Annotated in this window: 14 protein-coding genes; 5 read left to right on the top strand and 9 right to left on the bottom strand. The window is 66.8% G+C overall.

All coding sequences use genetic code 11. The annotated features are described in order from the left end of the window. Positions 1–23: 23 nt before the first annotated feature. The 6 genes from ACFC4D_RS23890 to ACFC4D_RS23865 all read right to left on the bottom strand — a co-directional run bounded on the left by ACFC4D_RS23890 (position 24) and on the right by ACFC4D_RS23865 (position 6827). Positions 24–2075 carry a CocE/NonD family hydrolase gene (locus ACFC4D_RS23890; RefSeq protein ID WP_364649182.1) on the bottom strand — a complete coding sequence of 684 codons (2052 nt, stop codon included), beginning with the start codon at positions 2073–2075 and terminating at the stop codon, positions 24–26. 277 nt (positions 2076–2352) lie between these two features. Beyond that, positions 2353–3090: a phosphoglyceromutase gene (locus ACFC4D_RS23885; RefSeq protein ID WP_375964233.1), complete on the bottom strand. Its 738-nt coding sequence runs from the start codon at positions 3088–3090 to the stop codon at positions 2353–2355. Between the two features lie 5 nt (positions 3091–3095). After that, positions 3096–3977 carry an ROK family protein gene (locus ACFC4D_RS23880; protein WP_376066699.1) on the bottom strand — a complete coding sequence of 294 codons (882 nt, stop codon included), beginning with the start codon at positions 3975–3977 and terminating at the stop codon, positions 3096–3098. 10 nt (positions 3978–3987) lie between these two features. Next, positions 3988–4557, bottom strand: a complete 570-nt coding sequence (locus ACFC4D_RS23875) for a YbjN domain-containing protein (protein ID WP_375964227.1) — start codon at positions 4555–4557, stop codon at positions 3988–3990. Beyond that, positions 4554–5921 carry a D-inositol-3-phosphate glycosyltransferase gene (gene mshA / locus ACFC4D_RS23870; protein ID WP_376066697.1) on the bottom strand — a complete coding sequence of 456 codons (1368 nt, stop codon included), beginning with the start codon at positions 5919–5921 and terminating at the stop codon, positions 4554–4556. Before mshA ends, ACFC4D_RS23875 begins: the two co-directional genes overlap by 4 nt. Positions 5922–6002: 81 nt before the next feature. After that, complete coding sequence (locus tag ACFC4D_RS23865) at positions 6003–6827, bottom strand: alpha/beta fold hydrolase (RefSeq protein ID WP_376066695.1); 825 nt, start codon at positions 6825–6827, stop codon at positions 6003–6005. Between the two features lie 51 nt (positions 6828–6878). Between ACFC4D_RS23865 and ACFC4D_RS23860 the strand changes: the two genes are divergently transcribed. After that, positions 6879–7610: an SDR family NAD(P)-dependent oxidoreductase gene (locus ACFC4D_RS23860; protein ID WP_376066693.1), complete on the top strand. Its 732-nt coding sequence runs from the start codon at positions 6879–6881 to the stop codon at positions 7608–7610. Positions 7611–7615: 5 nt separating this feature from the next. On the opposite strand, the gene ACFC4D_RS23855 is transcribed toward ACFC4D_RS23860, so the two are convergent. After that, positions 7616–8842 carry a cytochrome P450 gene (locus ACFC4D_RS23855; protein ID WP_364649200.1) on the bottom strand — a complete coding sequence of 409 codons (1227 nt, stop codon included), beginning with the start codon at positions 8840–8842 and terminating at the stop codon, positions 7616–7618. 110 nt (positions 8843–8952) lie between these two features. Between ACFC4D_RS23855 and ACFC4D_RS23850 the strand changes: the two genes are divergently transcribed. The 4 genes from ACFC4D_RS23850 to ACFC4D_RS23835 are packed head-to-tail and all read left to right on the top strand — an operon-like array spanning position 8953 to position 13203. Continuing rightward, on the top strand, positions 8953–10002 hold the full coding sequence (locus tag ACFC4D_RS23850; protein ID WP_376066690.1) for a 3-oxoacyl-ACP synthase III family protein: 1050 nt from the start codon (positions 8953–8955) through the stop codon (positions 10000–10002). Positions 10003–10007: 5 nt separating this feature from the next. After that, the gene (locus ACFC4D_RS23845; RefSeq protein ID WP_376066689.1) at positions 10008–10892 is read left to right on the top strand and encodes a hypothetical protein; all 885 of its coding nucleotides are present in this window, start codon (positions 10008–10010) and stop codon (positions 10890–10892) included. 20 nt (positions 10893–10912) lie between these two features. After that, on the top strand, positions 10913–11665 hold the full coding sequence (locus ACFC4D_RS23840; RefSeq protein ID WP_376066687.1) for a glycosyltransferase family A protein: 753 nt from the start codon (positions 10913–10915) through the stop codon (positions 11663–11665). Further along, entirely contained in the window at positions 11662–13203 is a 1542-nt protein-coding gene (locus ACFC4D_RS23835) for a class I adenylate-forming enzyme family protein (RefSeq protein ID WP_376066684.1), read from the top strand. Before ACFC4D_RS23840 ends, ACFC4D_RS23835 begins: the two co-directional genes overlap by 4 nt. Before the next feature lie 140 nt (positions 13204–13343). On the opposite strand, the gene ACFC4D_RS23830 is transcribed toward ACFC4D_RS23835, so the two are convergent. Both ACFC4D_RS23830 and ACFC4D_RS23825 read right to left on the bottom strand, forming a co-directional pair. Further along, on the bottom strand, positions 13344–14681 hold the full coding sequence (locus ACFC4D_RS23830; protein ID WP_376066682.1) for a hypothetical protein: 1338 nt from the start codon (positions 14679–14681) through the stop codon (positions 13344–13346). 150 nt (positions 14682–14831) lie between these two features. After that, positions 14832–16070, bottom strand: a complete 1239-nt coding sequence (locus ACFC4D_RS23825; RefSeq protein ID WP_375964197.1) for an Ig-like domain-containing protein — start codon at positions 16068–16070, stop codon at positions 14832–14834. Positions 16071–16074 lie beyond the last annotated feature (4 nt).

Raw genomic sequence — 16074 nt, 5'->3', positions numbered from 1 at the left:
ATTTCAGGCCCGGAAGAGCGGAATCACCAGCCGGTGTTACCGCGAACCGGGACATTCACGAAGCTCGGACGATTCGGGTCGAGCTGCACATGCTGCGGCTTCAGACCGGTATCGATGAGCATCGGGAGAATCGGCAGGCCCTTGGGGAAGTTGCCCGCGAAGACGTCCACCCGCAACCGGTGTCCCGGCTGCAGCAGACCCTGGGTACCGCTGAGCGCGATATCGAGGGTGGTGGCCTCGCCCGGCACCGTCGGCTCGCTCTTGTCCAGCGAGGTGAGGGCGCGGGGATCGGTGTAGTCGCCGTTCTCCGAGCGCGCGCTGTTGGCCTCGTCGATCTGGCGCATGGACGCCATCATCTGCCCGGAGGTCAGCACGGTCGATTTGCCGTCGGGCGCAACGTCATTGACGGTGACGGTCCAGTACCCGTCGGCGGCGTCCTGAACGGTGTTGAGGTGCACCGCGATCGGGCCGGAGATGGTGGTGGCCTCGGCGACCGGGGCGCTGGTGAAGGTCAGCCCGTTCAGCTCGGCGACCCGTGAGTCCAGCGCGCAGCCGTCGATGATGGACAGCACACCGGCACTACCCTGTGCGGCGTCATTGGAGCACAGCGTGGTCAAACCCATTGCGACACTGAGTCGATCGGTATCGCCATTGGCCTCGGCGGTCAGCGAACCGTCGTACAGGCTGTTGGCGGTGCCGCTGCGCTGCGACGACAGGTACATGCGGCGGTAGCGCGCGGCCTCTTCCGAGGGCGCGGAGGTGCCGAAGCCGCCCTGGGTGATCCAGCCGCCGCCCTGCTGGCGCAGGGTGACCGGGCCGTACTTGTCGATGCCGTTGTCGATTCCCTTGAGCCACTTGTCGAACCAGGCGCGCTGCAGCACATCCAGGCGCGGCGGCAGGCCGGGGCGACCGGCTTCCGACCCCGAGGTGACGTGGTAGGTGTTGCCCATGAGCAGCTGCTTCTGCCCGGCGGGCAGCGGAATCTCGTTGTAGATCTTGGATTCCGAGTAGGTGAACAGGTCGTGCCAGCCGCCGGTGACGAAGGTCGGCACCTGGATGCGGCTCGGATCGCCGAGCCAATCCTTGCGCTCGGACGACAGATCGTTGAGCATCGCCTTCACGCGCGGGTCGAGGCTGTTCATATCGGTGCTGGTGTACGCCGACATGAGCACGTCCAGATAGGTGAACGGATCGTCAGCGCGGTCCTGCAACCATTTGAAGTCGAACTTGCCCTGCGCGATCGAGGCCAGATCCGGCACCCACTTGAGCCCGTTGATGGCGCTCAGCCACAGCGGGATGAAGTTGAAACCGAAGCCGCCACCGGGCGCGAGCACATCGTCGACGAGGTCGCTGCCGGGCACGATCGGGAAGATGGCCTTCAACGCGGGCGGCTGCTTCTCCGCGGCCTGCACCTGGTTGATGGCGCTGTAGGACAGTCCGTTCATGCCGACCCGGCCGTTGGACCAGCTCTGCTTGGACGCCCAGTCGATGGTTTCGACGGTGTCCTGCTGCTCGCGGCCGCGCAGCATGTCCCATTCGCCCTGCGAGAATCCGGTACCGCGCACGTCCACGACGACCTGCGTGTATCCGGATTTGATGAGCTGGCGGTCGACGGAGAAGTTGCGGAGTTCGCCGTTGCCCGCGGCATTCAGCAGTTCACCGAAGCCGGAGATGGGGGTGCCGGAGAGGTTGATGTTCCGGAACACATTGACCAGGGCGTCGCCCAGGCCGGGAATCGCGAAGGCGCTGTCCGCGACGTTCGACACCAGTTTGGTGTAGGGCGTCAGGTTCAGCACGGTCGGCGTGGGGGTGTCGATGGGGCGGCCCGAGGCGTCCGCCGGGTGATAGACGTTGCCCTTCAACACGGTTCCGTCGCTCATCGTGATGGGGACGTCCCATTCGATGAATACGTTCGGGTACTGCTGCTGACCGTCTTCGGTGGCGGTCCAGGCCGCTCCCGCCGCGCCACCGTCGGGACCGGCCGGAATCGGGGCCGCGTCCGCTGTGATGGCGGTCAAAGGAACGAAAAGAGTGGCTGCCGTGGCTAGCACAGTGGCCCGTAGCGCGTGCTTCATCGAACGTGATCTACCTCTCGCAAATGGTCGAACGTCCAGAGCATAACTACCGAGAAGTAAGTTGCAAACCCCGGTTACACGTACCGTTTTAAATGGGCAAAATTCCGGCAAATTTGAAATGCCTTGCGGCGGAATACCCTACGGTGCCGTACTGAGAGGTGCATCACATCGTAAGTCATTCACGCTATGAATAAGCGTGAGACACGAATTGTCCGGAGAAATGAAAAACGCGCTGCAGCCGTGTAATCCGGCTACAGCGCGTTCGCGTTACTTACTGTTACTTGCCACCCTGATTGGCGACGGCGGCGGCACCGGCGGCCGCGGCCTCCGGATCCAGGTACTCACCCGGGCCCAGCGGGCGCAGGTTCTCGTCCAGCTCGTACTTGAGCGGAATGCCAGTGGGGATGTTCAGCTCGGCGATCGCGTCGTCCGAGATGCCCTCCAGGTGCTTCACCAGCGCGCGCAGCGAATTACCGTGCGCCGCAATGAGAACCGTCTTACCGGCGGTGACATCCTGGGAGATGGTGTCCTCCCAGTACGGCACCATCCGAGCCACGACATCCTTGAGGCATTCGGTCAGCGGCACATCGATGCCCGCGTAGCGCGGATCGGCGTCCTGGCTGTATTCGCTGCCCGCCTCGATCGGCGGCGGCGGGGTGTCATAGCTGCGGCGCCACAGCATGAACTGCTCGTCGCCGTACTCGTCCTTGATCTCCGCCTTGTTCTTGCCCTGCAGCGCACCGTAATGCCGCTCGTTCAGACGCCAATCGCGCACGACCGGAATCCAATGCCGGTCACAGGCATCGAGCGCGTTATTGGCGGTGCTGATGGCACGGCGCAGCAGCGAGGTGTAGACGATATCAGGCAGAATCCCGTGCTCGGCCAGCAATTCACCGGCACGCTTGCCTTCGGCGACACCCTTATCCGTGAGACGGACGTCCACCCAGCCGGTGAACAGGTTGAGGGCATTCCATTCGCTCTCGCCGTGGCGCAGCAGCACGAGGGTGTACGTCATGGGGGTCATCTTTCCACGAGCAGCGCGGCGCCCACGAGGGTGGCCTGATCAGTGAGTTCGGAGGGAACGACGCGGAGCTCACGCAGGAATGTCAGCCGCGCGTGCGCGGCGGCCGACTCGCGCAGCGGACCCCAGAGCGGCTCCCCCGATTGCGCGAAGCCGCCGCCGATGACGACCAGATCGGTGTCGAGCAGCGCCGCCGCCGACGCGACCGCCGCCCCGATGGCGGTGCCCGCGCGATGCAGCGCCGCCACCGCGATCTCGTCCCCGGCGTGCGCGGCTTTCGACAGTTCGATTCCGGTGCTGCCGGTCCACCCCTGCCCGCGCGCCCAGCGCACCGAGGATTTCCCGCTGGCCACGGCTTCGACGCAGCCGAAACCGCCGCAGGCGCAGGGCTCTTCGTTACCGGGAACGATGATGTGGCCGATATGCCCGCCATTTCCGGTGCGGCCCATGACAACCCGGTCATCGGAGATGACGCCGCCGCCGATCCCGGAGGACACCGTCAGCGCCAGCACATTCGGCACCCCGCGGGCCGCGCCGAAGCGCTGTTCGGCCAGCACCAGGCAGACGCCGTCGATGGCGAAGCGAATCTCCGCCTCCGGGAACAACTCCCGGACCGCGTCCACCAGCCGGAAACCGTCCACCCACTCCGGGATATTGAGCGGTCCGGTCACGCCGGTGCGTACATCCACCGGTCCGGCCGCGCCGATGCCGACCGCGGTCACCTCGGCGGTGCCCGCGACGGTCAGCAGCAGTTCCAGACAGGCCGTCCAGACCTTCGTCTCGGGAACCTGGATGCGGCGGACGGATTCCACTCCGCCGTCCGCGCCGACAATGCCCGCCGCGAATTTCGTCGCACCGATATCCAGCGCCAATGCCACCATGGCGGGGAGACTACAGCTTGTCCTCGGCGTCGACGAGGTGTTCGAAGGCACGCAGGTTCTTCAGCGATTCCCCGCGCGAGACCCGCCATTTCCATTCCCGGCGAATGGATTCCGCGAATCCCAATTCCAGCAGGGTATTGAAATCAGCGTCCACGGCCTCGAGGATCTGACCGAACCAGGTGTCGAGTTCATCGGGGGTGACGGCGTGGTTGGACAGGCGGCCGACCAGGTAGATATCGCCGACCTTGTCGATCGTGTACGCCACGCCGTAGAGGCGGCGATTGCGGCGCAGCAGGAATTTGTAGACGCCCTCGAAATTCTCGTCCGGTTTACGGCAGACGAAGGATTCCATGCGAATGCCGTGCTTGCCGACCGTGACGCCGATGACCGTCTTGAGTTTGCGCTCACCGGGCAGCACCACCACGAAGGTGCCGTCGGCCTCGCGCGAGTATTCGATCTCGCGGTCGCGCAGCGTCTGGTCGACGATCCGCGCGGTGGCCTCGGCCCCACCGGGATTCGACTGTGCCCCTGCACCGTTCGAAGGCGCGGCGCTATCACCCGGTTGTACGGGGTCGCTCATCGGCGTACGGCTCCCATCCGGCGCCGCCAGAGCGCCAGTGATCTGGCTTGATTGGTTTCAGCGTGCACGCTACCGGTGCGATTGCGGCGGTCCCGGGACTGGCCGAGCGCGGCGGCGTAACTGTCCAGCATGCCGTCGGCGGTATGCGCCCAGGAGAAGTTCGCGGCGTGTTCGACCGCGGCCGCGCCCATCACCTCCAGGCGGCCCGGATTCTCCAGCAGCGAGCGCAGCGCGCTCGCCCATTCTGGGGTGCGGTGGCCGGGCACCAGCAGTCCGGTGACGCCGTCGCGCACGGCCGTGCCGAGCCCGCCCACATCGGCGGCCAGCACGGGGGTGCCGCTGGCCTGCGCCTCGATGGCGACCAGGCCGAAGGATTCGTTGTAACTGGGCACCGCCACCAGATCCGCCGCGCGGTACACCTGCACCAGGCGATGCGGCGGCTGCGGCGGCAGGAAGGTGACGCGATCGGAAATGCCCAGTGCCGCAGCCAATTCGATGAGCGCGTCGGGGCGCTCCAGGCCACTGCCGGAGGGCCCGCCGACGATCAGCACGCGCAGCGGCCGCCCGGGGCGCTGCGGTAGCGCGGCCTCCTCGGCCAGCACCTGTGCGGCCGCGCGGACCAGCACGTCGGGTGCCTTCAACGGCTGAATTCGCCCGATGAAAGCCACGATTCGCTCATTGTCGGGCAGGCCGAGTTCGGCGCGCGCGGCGGCGCGATCACCCGGGCGGTACCGGTTCAGGTCCGCGCCGGGCAGCACCACATCGATGTGTTCGGGATCCGCGCCGTACAGCTCGACGAGCTGCCGGGCTTCCTCACCGGTATTGGCGACCAGCCGGTCCGCCTCCGCGACGATCTGCTTCTCACCGATCACGCGGGCGGCGGGCTCGGGGGTGTCCCCCTCGGCCAGATACAGATTCTTGACCGCGGCCAGGGTGTGCGCGGTGTGCACCATCGGCACCCGCCAGCGATCGCGTGCCAGCCACCCCACCTGTCCGGACAACCAGTAGTGCGAATGGATCAGGTCGTAATGCCCGGGCAGATGCCGGGCCTCCTGCCGCAGCACCTCACCCGCGAAGGGGCACAGCTGGGTGGGCAGATCATGCTTGTCCAGACCCTCGAACGGCCCGGCCACCACATTGCGGACCAGCACCCCCGGCGCGGCTTCCACCAGGGGTTCGTCATTCGAGGAGGTGGCCCGGGTGAAGATCTCCACCTGGGTACCGCGGCGAGCCAATTCGATGGCCGTCTGCAGGACGTACACATTCATGCCGCCGGCATCGCCGGTACCCGGTTGGGCCAGGGGTGAGGTGTGCACCGATAGCACGGCAATCCGATTGGGCCGTAGGTCGGAACGTTGACTCACTACACCAGTGTGCACGCCCGCGGTAAGCGAATATACGTGGGTTACCCGACCTAGTGACCTCTCTCACATGGGAAGCCCCGGTCAGGACAGGGTTTCGACGAAGCCGGTGAGCTCTGCCACGAAGCGTTCAGGGTCCTCGATGAACAGGCCGTGCTGGGCTTGCGGCCAGTACGAGGTGCTCGAATTCGGGACGGTATCGGCGATGTACCGGCCGTTCTCCACGGGCACCACCGGGTCCGCTTCGCCGTGCATGACGAAGACCGGGACATCGAGGTTCGCGAGGGTTTCGGTGTTGTCGACCGTCCGATAGAACAGCGCCTTGCGCACCCGGGGCAGGGTCGCGACGCTGCCGCCGAACAGGCGCTGGGCATCGCCGCCCTTATCCCGGCCGGGACCGGTATTGGCATTGCCGAAGGCCGCGAAACCGCGCATGGCACGACCGGCGCTCTCCTCGAAGACATCCGGAATGGCCTTCTGCATGGCCGGTCCGGTGGCGGCCCCGGGCACGTTCTTGCCGATACCGGCCTGGGAACCGGTGTAGACGACGCCCGCGACGGCGGCGGTGCCGTAGGCGGTGAGGTAGTCGCTGAGCACGATGCCGCCGTAGGACCAGCCCAGCAGCACCGCACCGGCGGAGATGCCCTCCGCGGCCAGCACGGCCGCCACATCGGCGGCCCAGTTCTTCGGATCGTCGTATCCGGTTTCGGGGGCGTCGGAGTAGCCGTGACCGCGCAGATCGAGGGCGATCACCCGGAAACGCCCGGCCAGGTCGTCGGCGGCGCGACCCCAGCAGCGCAGGGTTCCGGACCAGCCGTGCAGTAGCACCAGCGGCCGTGCGCCTTCAGGACCGGTGACCCGGTAAACGATATTCGTGCCGTCCGCGCTGACCACTTCCCGAATTGCCATACCGGTCAGGCTAACCGGGAGCGTTTTCCGACCCTTGCCTAAGCTCATGACATGAGCATTCGTACCGCTGTTGTGACCGGGGCAAGTTCGGGAATCGGGGAGGCTACTGCCCGGGAGCTCGCGAAGCAGGGGTACCACGTGTACGTCGGAGCGCGGCGGGTCGATCGGCTGGAGAAGCTGGCCGCGGAGATCGGCGGCACGGCGCTGCCGCTCGATGTCACCGACGAGGAGTCGGTGCGCGCGTTCACCGAGGCGATCGGCGAGGTCAACGTGCTGGTCAACAATGCCGGTGGCGCAAAGGGTTTGGCCTCGGTCGCCGACGCCGATCTGGATGACTGGCGCTGGATGTGGGAGACCAATGTGCTGGGCACGCTGCGCCTCACCAAGGCACTACTGCCCAAGCTGATCGCCTCGGGCGACGGCCTGATCGTCACCATCACCTCGGTGGCGGCGATGACGCACTACGACAACGGTTCCGGCTACACCTCCGCCAAGCACGCGCAGGCGGTGCTGCACCGGACCCTGCGCGGTGAGCTGCTGGGCCAGCCGGTGCGGCTGACCGAGATCGCGCCCGGTGCGGTGGAGACCGAGTTCTCGCTGGTGCGCTTCGACGGTGACGCCGAGCGCGCCGCCAAGGTGTACCAGGGCATCGATCCCCTTGTGGCGCAGGACATCGCCGAGATCATCGGCTTCGTCGCCTCGCGCCCGGCGCACGTCAACCTGGACACCATCGTGGTGAAGCCGCGCGATCAGGCCGAGGCGGGCCGCTTCGCGCGCCGCTGAATCCGCTAGGGCAGCAAGCGAATTCGCAGGGTCTCGTAGGTGGGGATGAAAACCTTTCGGCGGTAACGCCGTTCGACGATCTCCCACGGGCGGCCGTTGGCGGTCAAGGCTTCCAGCAGTGATGTCAGCTCCGAGTGCACCAGTTGCAGCCCGACGCAGAGGTGGCGGCCGCCGCCGAACCACAGCTGCCGGGTCTCGGGGTTGTAGTCGCGGTCGATGCTGAACGGCCCGGCCGCGTTGTTGATCGACCAGGTCAGGATTTTGACGTGCTCGCCCGCACGCAACTGCCGCCCCGCGACCTCCACATCGCCGATCACCGACCGCCCGACCAGATAGGCCGGACTGGTGACGCGCAGGGTCTCGCGCACCGCATCGGGCATGCGCTCGGGCCGCGCGATCAGTTCCCGGTGATCGCCGCTGTCGTGCAGTAGCGCGACCATGCGGGTCATGGCGCTGGCGAGGGTGTCGGTTCCGGCGACGGCCATGAGAATGGCCAAGCCCGAGGCGTGTTCGAGTTCGAGGCCGAGTTCACGGCAGCGGCCGAGCGTGGTGGCGGGATCGGCGCGTTCGTAGGCGTCGGGCACCGAGGTGGCGAGTTTGGTGGCCAGGGTGCGGGCGCGCGCCACGGCCACCGGATCCAGGGTGGTTGACGCCATTGTCCCCATGGCGAGGTTGACCAATTCCTCGACGTGTTCGAACAGGATCCGGAAGGGCTGGTCCGGATCATCGCTCTCGTCGACCGCCGCGCCGTCCTCGGCGAAGATGGCGGCGATATCGGCGGGCCGCATGCCGACCAGGTCGGAGACGCTGCGCCCGACCAGCACACGCGCGCGTTCGGCGATGTCCACGGTCTTACCGTCCGCGAGATCGGCGGTGATCTGCTTCAGCGCGGGTCCGAGCACCCCATCCACCAGGGCATCGGTGTGCGCGGCGGTGAACAGGTCGCGGACCTTGGTGCGCAGCGCGGTGTGCCCGGGTCCTTCGAACAGGTCCTCGACCCAGTCGCCGATGACCTGCGCCCACCAGTGCCCGGCCGCGCCCTCGGCGACGATGCTGAAGTGGTTGCTGTCATTGAAGATCTGCCGCGCGACCAGGGGATCGGCGACGAACCAGCCGAGTTTGGGCAGTTTGCGGATGGGTTTGGCGGCGCGGCCCGCCAGCAGGACGGCGGGCAGCCAGGGTTGACCGGCGGCGAGCAGCGTCAGTTCGTGCCGGGTGGCTGCGTTGATCATGTTGCGTCCCAATGTAGTTCACTTCACACAAAGTGAATTGCGGAATTTTCATATTGGCAATACCGGCACTGCTACCGTCGCCGCAACCGTGGGCAGTTTGGAGTGATCACATGGTGCGAGCACGAATCGAGGCGGTGGGCTCCTACCTGCCCACCCTGGAAGTATCTACCGCCGAGCTGCTGACGCAACTCGACGTCGAATCCCCCATCGACTTGGAGAAGGTCAGCGGCGTCAAACATCGCCGCCGCTGCGGCGTGGACGCCGACGGACAGCGCGAGGACTCGTTCACCGTCGCGCTCGCCGCCGCACGCGGCGCGCTGGCCAACTCCGGCTACGCGGCGAGCGAACTGGATATCGTCATCTCCTGTTCGATCACGCGGATACGCGCGGACGACTTCTGGGTCGAACCGTCCTTCGCGCTGCTGCTGCGCAATGAACTCGGCGCCACCGGAGCCATCCACTTCGACGTCTCCAATGCCTGCGCGGGCATGCTGACCGGGGTGCTGGTGCTGGAACGCATGATTCGCGCGGGCATCGTCAAGAACGGGCTGGTGGTGTCCGGCGAATACATCACCCCCATCTCCGATACCGCCGTGCGCGAGATGTCCGAGAAATACGATCCGCAGTTCGCCTCGCTCACCGTCGGCGACGGTGCGGCCGCGGTCATCCTCGACAACGCGGGCACCGCCGACGAGGGCATCGATTACATCGAACTCAATACCAGCGCCGCCTTCGCACAACTGTGCCTCGGCATGCCCAGCGACCGCAGTCCGGGCATCGCGCTGTACACCGACAATCGCGCCATGCACAACGAATCTCGCTACCTGCTGTGGACCACCCGGCAACGGGATTTCCTGGCCGAACGGAACAGCGATTTCGCCGCCGAAGGCTACGACCACGTCATTCACCACCAATTCAGCGGTCCCGCAGTCGAATTGATCAACAAAATCGCCGAGCGTGAATTCGATGCCGCCGTTCCGCCCGGTATCGCGGTCCTGGACCGGTACGGAAATACGGCCTCCACCTCGCATTTCGTGGTTTTGCACGACGCGCTGCGACAGCAGCGGCTAGCGTCCGGAGCGAAGGTGCTGATGGTGCCCGCGGCCTCCGGCGTAGTAGCGGGGTTTCTGTCGGTGACTCTCGGAGAACTGCGGGTGTGATGAGCATGAACATTGTTATTTCCGCCGTCGCCGTCGAAACCGGTTGCGGCAGTTCCATCGAACAGGCCGCGGCGGCCGCGAAACGCGCCATCGCCGAGGCGGGCAGCGCACCCGAACAGATCGACGCGCTGATCAATACCGGCGTCTACCGGGATTCGAACATGGTGGAACCGGCCATGTCCGCGCTCGTACAGCAGGCCGCGGGCATCGGGCTCGAATATCACAGCGGTGATGTGCCCTGCCTGTCCTTCGATCTGATGAACGGCGCCTGCGGCGTGCTCAACGCCATCCAGGTGAGCCAGGCGCTGTTGCAGGCGCCGAACGTGCATCGGGTGCTGGTGGTCAGCGGAGACGCGCATCCGTCGAAATCCACTGCGCCACAGGACGGTTTCCCGATCACCCCGGTGGGTGCGGCACTGCTGCTGGAGAGGGGCGAGGGCGCGGCCGGGTTCGGCGCGCTGCACATCAGCGCCACCGCGGCGACGCCCGAACCGGTCGGCTATGTGCGACTGCCCGAGATGGGCAGCACCGGGCGCTCCACCATCATCGTGGACCGGACCGTCAATACCGTGGAAGACCTACTGCACCATGCGGTTTCGGCCGCCAGCGAAGCACTCGAGGTCGCCGAGGCCGATCCGGCGCGCACCCTGCTGATCTGCAGTCGTCCGACGGCCGATTTCCCGGCGCTGCTCGCCGCGCGGCTGGGCCTGCCCGCCGATGCCGTGCAGGCCGCCGACGTCGAGGGCGATGCGCACACCTCCGCCCTGCCCGCCGCCTATCTCGCGGCCCGGGACAGCGGCAGACTCGCCACCGCCGACGTGGCGCTGTTCGTGGCCGCCGGAGCGGGGCCCGCCGCCGCGGCCATCGCGTATCGCCTGCCTCCGGCATAATCGACGCCGGAGGGATGATCATGAGCGAACTCTGGGTGATCGTGCCCGCATACAACGAAGAGCACGGCATATCCGCCACGCTGAACGCGCTCGCCGCCCAGCGGGACCCGAAATTCACGCTGGTCGTGGTGGACAACAACTCCACCGACGGCACCGTCGGCGTGATCGAGGCGTTCGCGGCCGCGCATCCGGAAATGCGCATCGAGATCATCACCGAAACCCAGAAGGGCACCGGGGCCGCCTCCGACACCGGAATGCGGTACGCCATCGCGGGTGGAGCCACCCGGCTGGCCCGCACCGACGCCGACTGCCTGCCCTATCCGGAGTGGATCGAGCGGATCAACGCCGGATTCGACTCCGGGCTGCGGCTGGTCAGCGGACAGCTCATCCCCCGCACCGATGAGGGCGTGCGCTGGCGGGACCGAACCATCATTCGGATCGTGCTGGAAGTGACGTCCGCGTTCGGCAAACTGCGGCCCGGCAATCAGGACCCGCGCTATCTCGGGCCGTACGTCATGACGCCCGGCTGCAATATGGCCATCACCAGCGAACTCTACGAGGCCGCGGGCGGTTTCCCGCGCACCGCGATCGAGGATCTGCACGAGGATCGGGCGCTGGTGAACGCGGTGCGCATGCTCACCACCGACTACGGGCTGCGGCGCGATGTGCGGGTGCACGCCTCCAATCGGCGGGTGCGCGCCTGGGGCGTGCGAAAGACCCTCGCCTGGTACGCCGATCACCGCTACAAACCGGAACTGGTGGATATTCGGTGACCGCACCGGCGAGCGACTTCCTGTATCTGCTGCGCGAACAGGTCCGGAACAAGCCGGACAGTCCGGCACTGGGCATGGTCGGGGAACGCCCGCTCAGCTTCGCCGAACTCGACGACCGGATCACCACGGTATCGGAACGCCTGCGCGCCAATGGTTTCCGGGCGGGCGATCGGATGCTGTTCTCGATTCGGCCGTGCGTGGACGCGGTGGTGCTGATCTTCGGGACCATCGCGGCGGGTGGAACCATCGTGTTCGTGGATCCGGGGGTCGGTCCGGAGCTGTTCGCACGACGCGTCGGACTGGTTGAACCCGCGTGGGCGGCAACGGAATCGCTGCTCTACCTGTTGAGCGGACCACTGAGCCGAGTGGGCCGCATGCGGGGGCTGTCCCTGCCCGCGTTCGGGCGACTTCCCGTGCGGCACATTCACAGTGGCCCGCGACTGCCCGGAACCCCGGGCGGCTCGCTACCGCTGCGGCATCTGCTCGATGACGCGCCCGTCGCGAGCGATTCGGCGGAATCGGCCGCGGATCCGACCGCCGAAGCGCTGATCGTCTTCACCTCCGGCACCACCGCCGCCCCCAAAGCCGTTGTGCACACCCGGGGTTCGCTCGGCGCGGGCCTGGCCGCCATGGCCGGGCGCAGCAGCCTCGGACCCGGCACGCACCTGCACACCGAACAATTGATGATGGGACTGCCCGCGCTGCTGGCGGGTGCGCAGTGGTCCATGCCGCGCTACCCGCGCTTCGGCACCCATATCGAACCGATCGGATTCGCCCGGAACTTCCCCGGCGCGACACACGCCTTCTTCACCCCCGCGGATCTGGCCGTGGTGCTGACCGCCATCGAAACCGGGAAACTCACCGCGCCCAGCGGAATACGCGAAATATCCCTCGGCGGAGCACCCGTCACCACCGCACTGCTGCGCCGCGCCCGCGCGGCGCTCCCCGGCTGCGAATTGCTCGCCATCTACGGTATGACCGAAATCCTGCCGGTGGCAATAACTTCCGGCACCGACAAACTCGACTTCGACGGTGCGGGCGATCCCCTGGGCGCGCCGGTGCACGGCGTCACCGCCACCCTCGCCGAAGACGGTGAACTGATCCTGTCCGGCCCCAACCTCTGCCACGGCTACCTCGGCGAACCACCCCTGACCGAGATCCGCACCGGCGACCTGGCGCGCCTGGACGGCGACACCCTGATCCTCATGGGCCGCCAAAAAGACATGATGCTGCGCGGCAAAACCAATATCTACCCGGGCCTCTACGAACCAGCCATCAACGCCATCCCCGGCGTGCGGCAAGCCATCATGATCGGCCTCCCCGACGAAATCGGCGACGAACGCATCATTCTCGCCATAGTCCCCGATCCCGATGCGGCGGATATCGTTTCGCGCCTGCGCAAAGAACTCCCCACCCTGATCGACATCTCCGCCCTCCCCGACGACATAATCCTCGTCGACGAAATCCCGGTCTCCGGCCGCACCAGCAAACCCGACCGCGCCGCCCTGCGCACCCGACTAGCCGCCCGAATCAACTGAAATACGCTGCCAAGGAACCCTTTCCGCGCACCATCCCCTCGTCATCCCGGCGCGTTTTTGGCCGGGATCCACACCGATCAGCGCACCACCAAATGTGTGGATCCCGGCCAAAAGCATGCCGGGATGACGGGGAGGTAGCGCTATACCGCAGGGCGCGAAATGATTTCGGCGATGACGCGGTCGGCGAAGCGGTCGGCCTGCACGGCGTCCAGCACTCCATCGACGTAGCAGAAGGCGATCCGCATCTCCTCGTGGGCGGTCACGATCGCCACGGTGAGCGCGCTGACGCAGGAATTTGTGGCGGCCACGGTCAGGCCCGAAAGCCCCAGGCCATCAATCTCTTCCGGGAAATCCAGGCGGCCCAGGTTGGTGACCGATACATTCCATGGTGCGCGGCGATCCACCATTTCGACAATCCTGGTGCCTGTCTGCACGGTGCGCGGGGTGCCGAACCGCATTCCGGCCACGGTCGACAGGTGTCGCCGCTGCCGCACGCCGCGCGCAAGCTGTCTATTCACCGATCGCGCCGCCCGCCACGGTGAGTTCCGCGCCCCATACCGCACGAAGGTCGTGAGCACGGGCGCGTAATTGCCCAGCTCGTCCGGCTCCGGCTGCGGGTCCAGCAGGCCCCGAAAGTCCACCGGTGAGCCGATTCCCGCAATTCCGCGCGCGGATCCCGACGCTTCCCCGATCGCTCGTGCGACCGCCGCCGCCAGTACCCCGTGCACGGTCACTCCGGCACGGCGGCAGTCGTCCGCGAGCACCGCCAGGAGTTCGGCGGGCACCTTTCGATGGACTACCCGGGTCAGCCGATCCGGCAAGGCCACCGGAGCGCTGCCGCGCAGCCGTCGCGGGCGCAGGACGAGGGCCGCCGCCTGATCCAGCAGCGTCGTGTAGGCATACCGCCAGAATCCGCGTGCCGCAGCGGGAATCAGATCATCCGACGGCGCGATTGCGGGTCGGTCCGCGACCGGTCGGCCGATCTCGTCTCGCACGGCGTATTCGATGATCTTGCGCAGCACGGTCATCAGGGAGCGACCGTCGACGATGATGTGCGAGATCGTCAGGACGAGGTCGTGGTATTCACCGGAAGTGCCGGGGGCATAGGCGATATCGGTGAGGCGCGCGAAGCCCGCGGACACCTCGATCGGTGTGATCATTTCGGTGTCGATCTGGCGCTGCCAGGCGTCGTGCTCCGCGCAGCCGAACTGCCGCAGCGGAATTCGCGGCTCATCGAGAGGTTCGGCACGCGGGTGCCCGTCACCGGTGTCGACGACGCCCATGCGCAGTAGCGGGTATTCGGCGAGCACCGCCGCGGTCGCGCGTTCGATCTGCTCCGTGGTCAGCCGCCCGTGCACCCGGACCCTGCCGACGCAATTCGCCGGGGAGATGCGGTCGATGATCCAGAACCAGCGTTCCGAGGGGCTCAGTTCGCGGCCGGAATCGGTTGTCGTCGTTGCCGTTCTGCTCGCAACCACCGTAGAGCCTCTCGCCGCGCCTGTCCGGCGAGACTAGTGCGAGGTGGCGGGGTTCGCATCCCGTGCGGGCGAGCGGCCGCACCGGGCCCGGAAACGGGACAGCGCGGGCACTCGCATCGAGTGCCCGCGCCGTGCCGGTGAGCGTTGCGGTCAGCGACCGCCGGGAGCCTGTGGGGGGACGGGGGCGGCGGTCACCACGGGTGCCGGTTCGCCCTGGATGGCGGACATGGACTTCCAGGTGGCCCAGTCGATGGTCCAGTCGTAGAGGTCGCCGTCGGCGGCCGAGAGGTTGATGCGGGTGCCGGACACCTCCACCGGATCACCGTAGAGCGCGGTCGGGAAGTAGGACTGCGCGTCATTCGTGCTGAGGTTGATGCAGCCGTTGGTGACGTTGGTATTGCCCTGCGCGGCAGACGATTCCGGGTTGGCGTGAATGAATTCGCCATTGTTGGAGATGCGCACGGCCCAGCGTTCGCGGGCATTGGTGTAGAACGGCGGATTCGACATGACGAAGTCCTCGTACTTCTCCGTCACCACGTGCACGCCGGAGCGCGTCACATTGCGATCCTCGTTGCCTTCGCCGTAGCTGACCGGGAAGTCGAAGACGACCTGCCCGTCGCGGATCACCTGCATGCGGTGACTGGTGGCGACGGCCTTCACGATCTGCGAGCGGCCGATCTTGAAGTCCGAGGTGATATCCGCGGCGCCGAACGAGCCCGCACCCATATCGAGGCCGTAGAGCTTCGCGCCCACGTGCACGGCGGTGCCGGGCACCCAGTACTCGCGCGGCCGCCAGTGCGCGCGGGAGCCGCCGTTGTCATCCGGCAACCAGGCCCAGGAGCCTTCGGCGGCGGGCGTGGTGGTGACGGTGAGCGCCTTCTCGACCGCGGCCTTGTTGTCGATGTGCTTGTTGAATTGCAGGATGATCGGCGCGGCGATGCCGACCTCCTGACCGTCGGCGATATTGATCGTCGCGTTCACCTCGGTCTTGGGATTGACGGTGGTGAACTTCGCGTCGATCGGCACCGGCTTGTTGTCGGTGCCGGTGGCGGTGCCGGACCAGGTGTAGGTGATGCCGTAGCCCAGGGCCTCGTTGACGGTGAACTTACTGTGGTCCGGGCTGAATTCGCCGGTGACCTGCTTACCGTTCGGGTTGGTCAGGGCCACCTGGTCGATGCGGCCGCCGCTGACGGAGACCGATACGGGTGTGGTCGGGTTGACATTCTGTGCGCCATCGCCGGGTTCGGGGGTCACCTTGGCGGCCGGAGCGGCAGGTTTGTCGGGGGTTCCGCCCTTGTCGGACGTGCATCCGGCCACCAGCGCCACCGCGGCCAGTAGCGCGGCCAGTACAGCCGTCGCCCGCCGGACCGGGAATCCTCGTCTACTCACTTCC

The sequence above is a fragment of the Nocardia sp. NPDC056000 genome, from assembly GCF_042269265.1.
GTDB lineage: Bacteria > Actinomycetota > Actinomycetes > Mycobacteriales > Mycobacteriaceae > Nocardia.
This window is presented reverse-complemented; position numbering and strand designations above follow the sequence as displayed.

Bases quoted from the DNA above. Each gene is read 5' to 3' on its own strand.
- ACFC4D_RS23860 (WP_376066693.1), top strand. From the start codon at position 6,879: ATGAGCATTCGTACCGCTGTTGTGACCGGGGCAAGTTCGGGAATCGGG.
- ACFC4D_RS23875 (WP_375964227.1), bottom strand. From the start codon at position 4,557: ATGAGCGACCCCGTACAACCGGGTGATAGCGCCGCGCCTTCGAACGGT.
- ACFC4D_RS23850 (WP_376066690.1), top strand. From the start codon at position 8,953: ATGGTGCGAGCACGAATCGAGGCGGTGGGCTCCTACCTGCCCACCCTG.
- ACFC4D_RS23865 (WP_376066695.1), bottom strand. From the start codon at position 6,827: ATGGCAATTCGGGAAGTGGTCAGCGCGGACGGCACGAATATCGTTTAC.
- ACFC4D_RS23880 (WP_376066699.1), bottom strand. From the start codon at position 3,977: ATGGTGGCATTGGCGCTGGATATCGGTGCGACGAAATTCGCGGCGGGC.
- ACFC4D_RS23845 (WP_376066689.1), top strand. From the start codon at position 10,008: ATGAACATTGTTATTTCCGCCGTCGCCGTCGAAACCGGTTGCGGCAGT.
- ACFC4D_RS23840 (WP_376066687.1), top strand. From the start codon at position 10,913: ATGAGCGAACTCTGGGTGATCGTGCCCGCATACAACGAAGAGCACGGC.
- ACFC4D_RS23885 (WP_375964233.1), bottom strand. From the start codon at position 3,090: ATGACGTACACCCTCGTGCTGCTGCGCCACGGCGAGAGCGAATGGAAT.
- ACFC4D_RS23855 (WP_364649200.1), bottom strand. From the start codon at position 8,842: ATGATCAACGCAGCCACCCGGCACGAACTGACGCTGCTCGCCGCCGGT.
- ACFC4D_RS23890 (WP_364649182.1), bottom strand. From the start codon at position 2,075: ATGAAGCACGCGCTACGGGCCACTGTGCTAGCCACGGCAGCCACTCTT.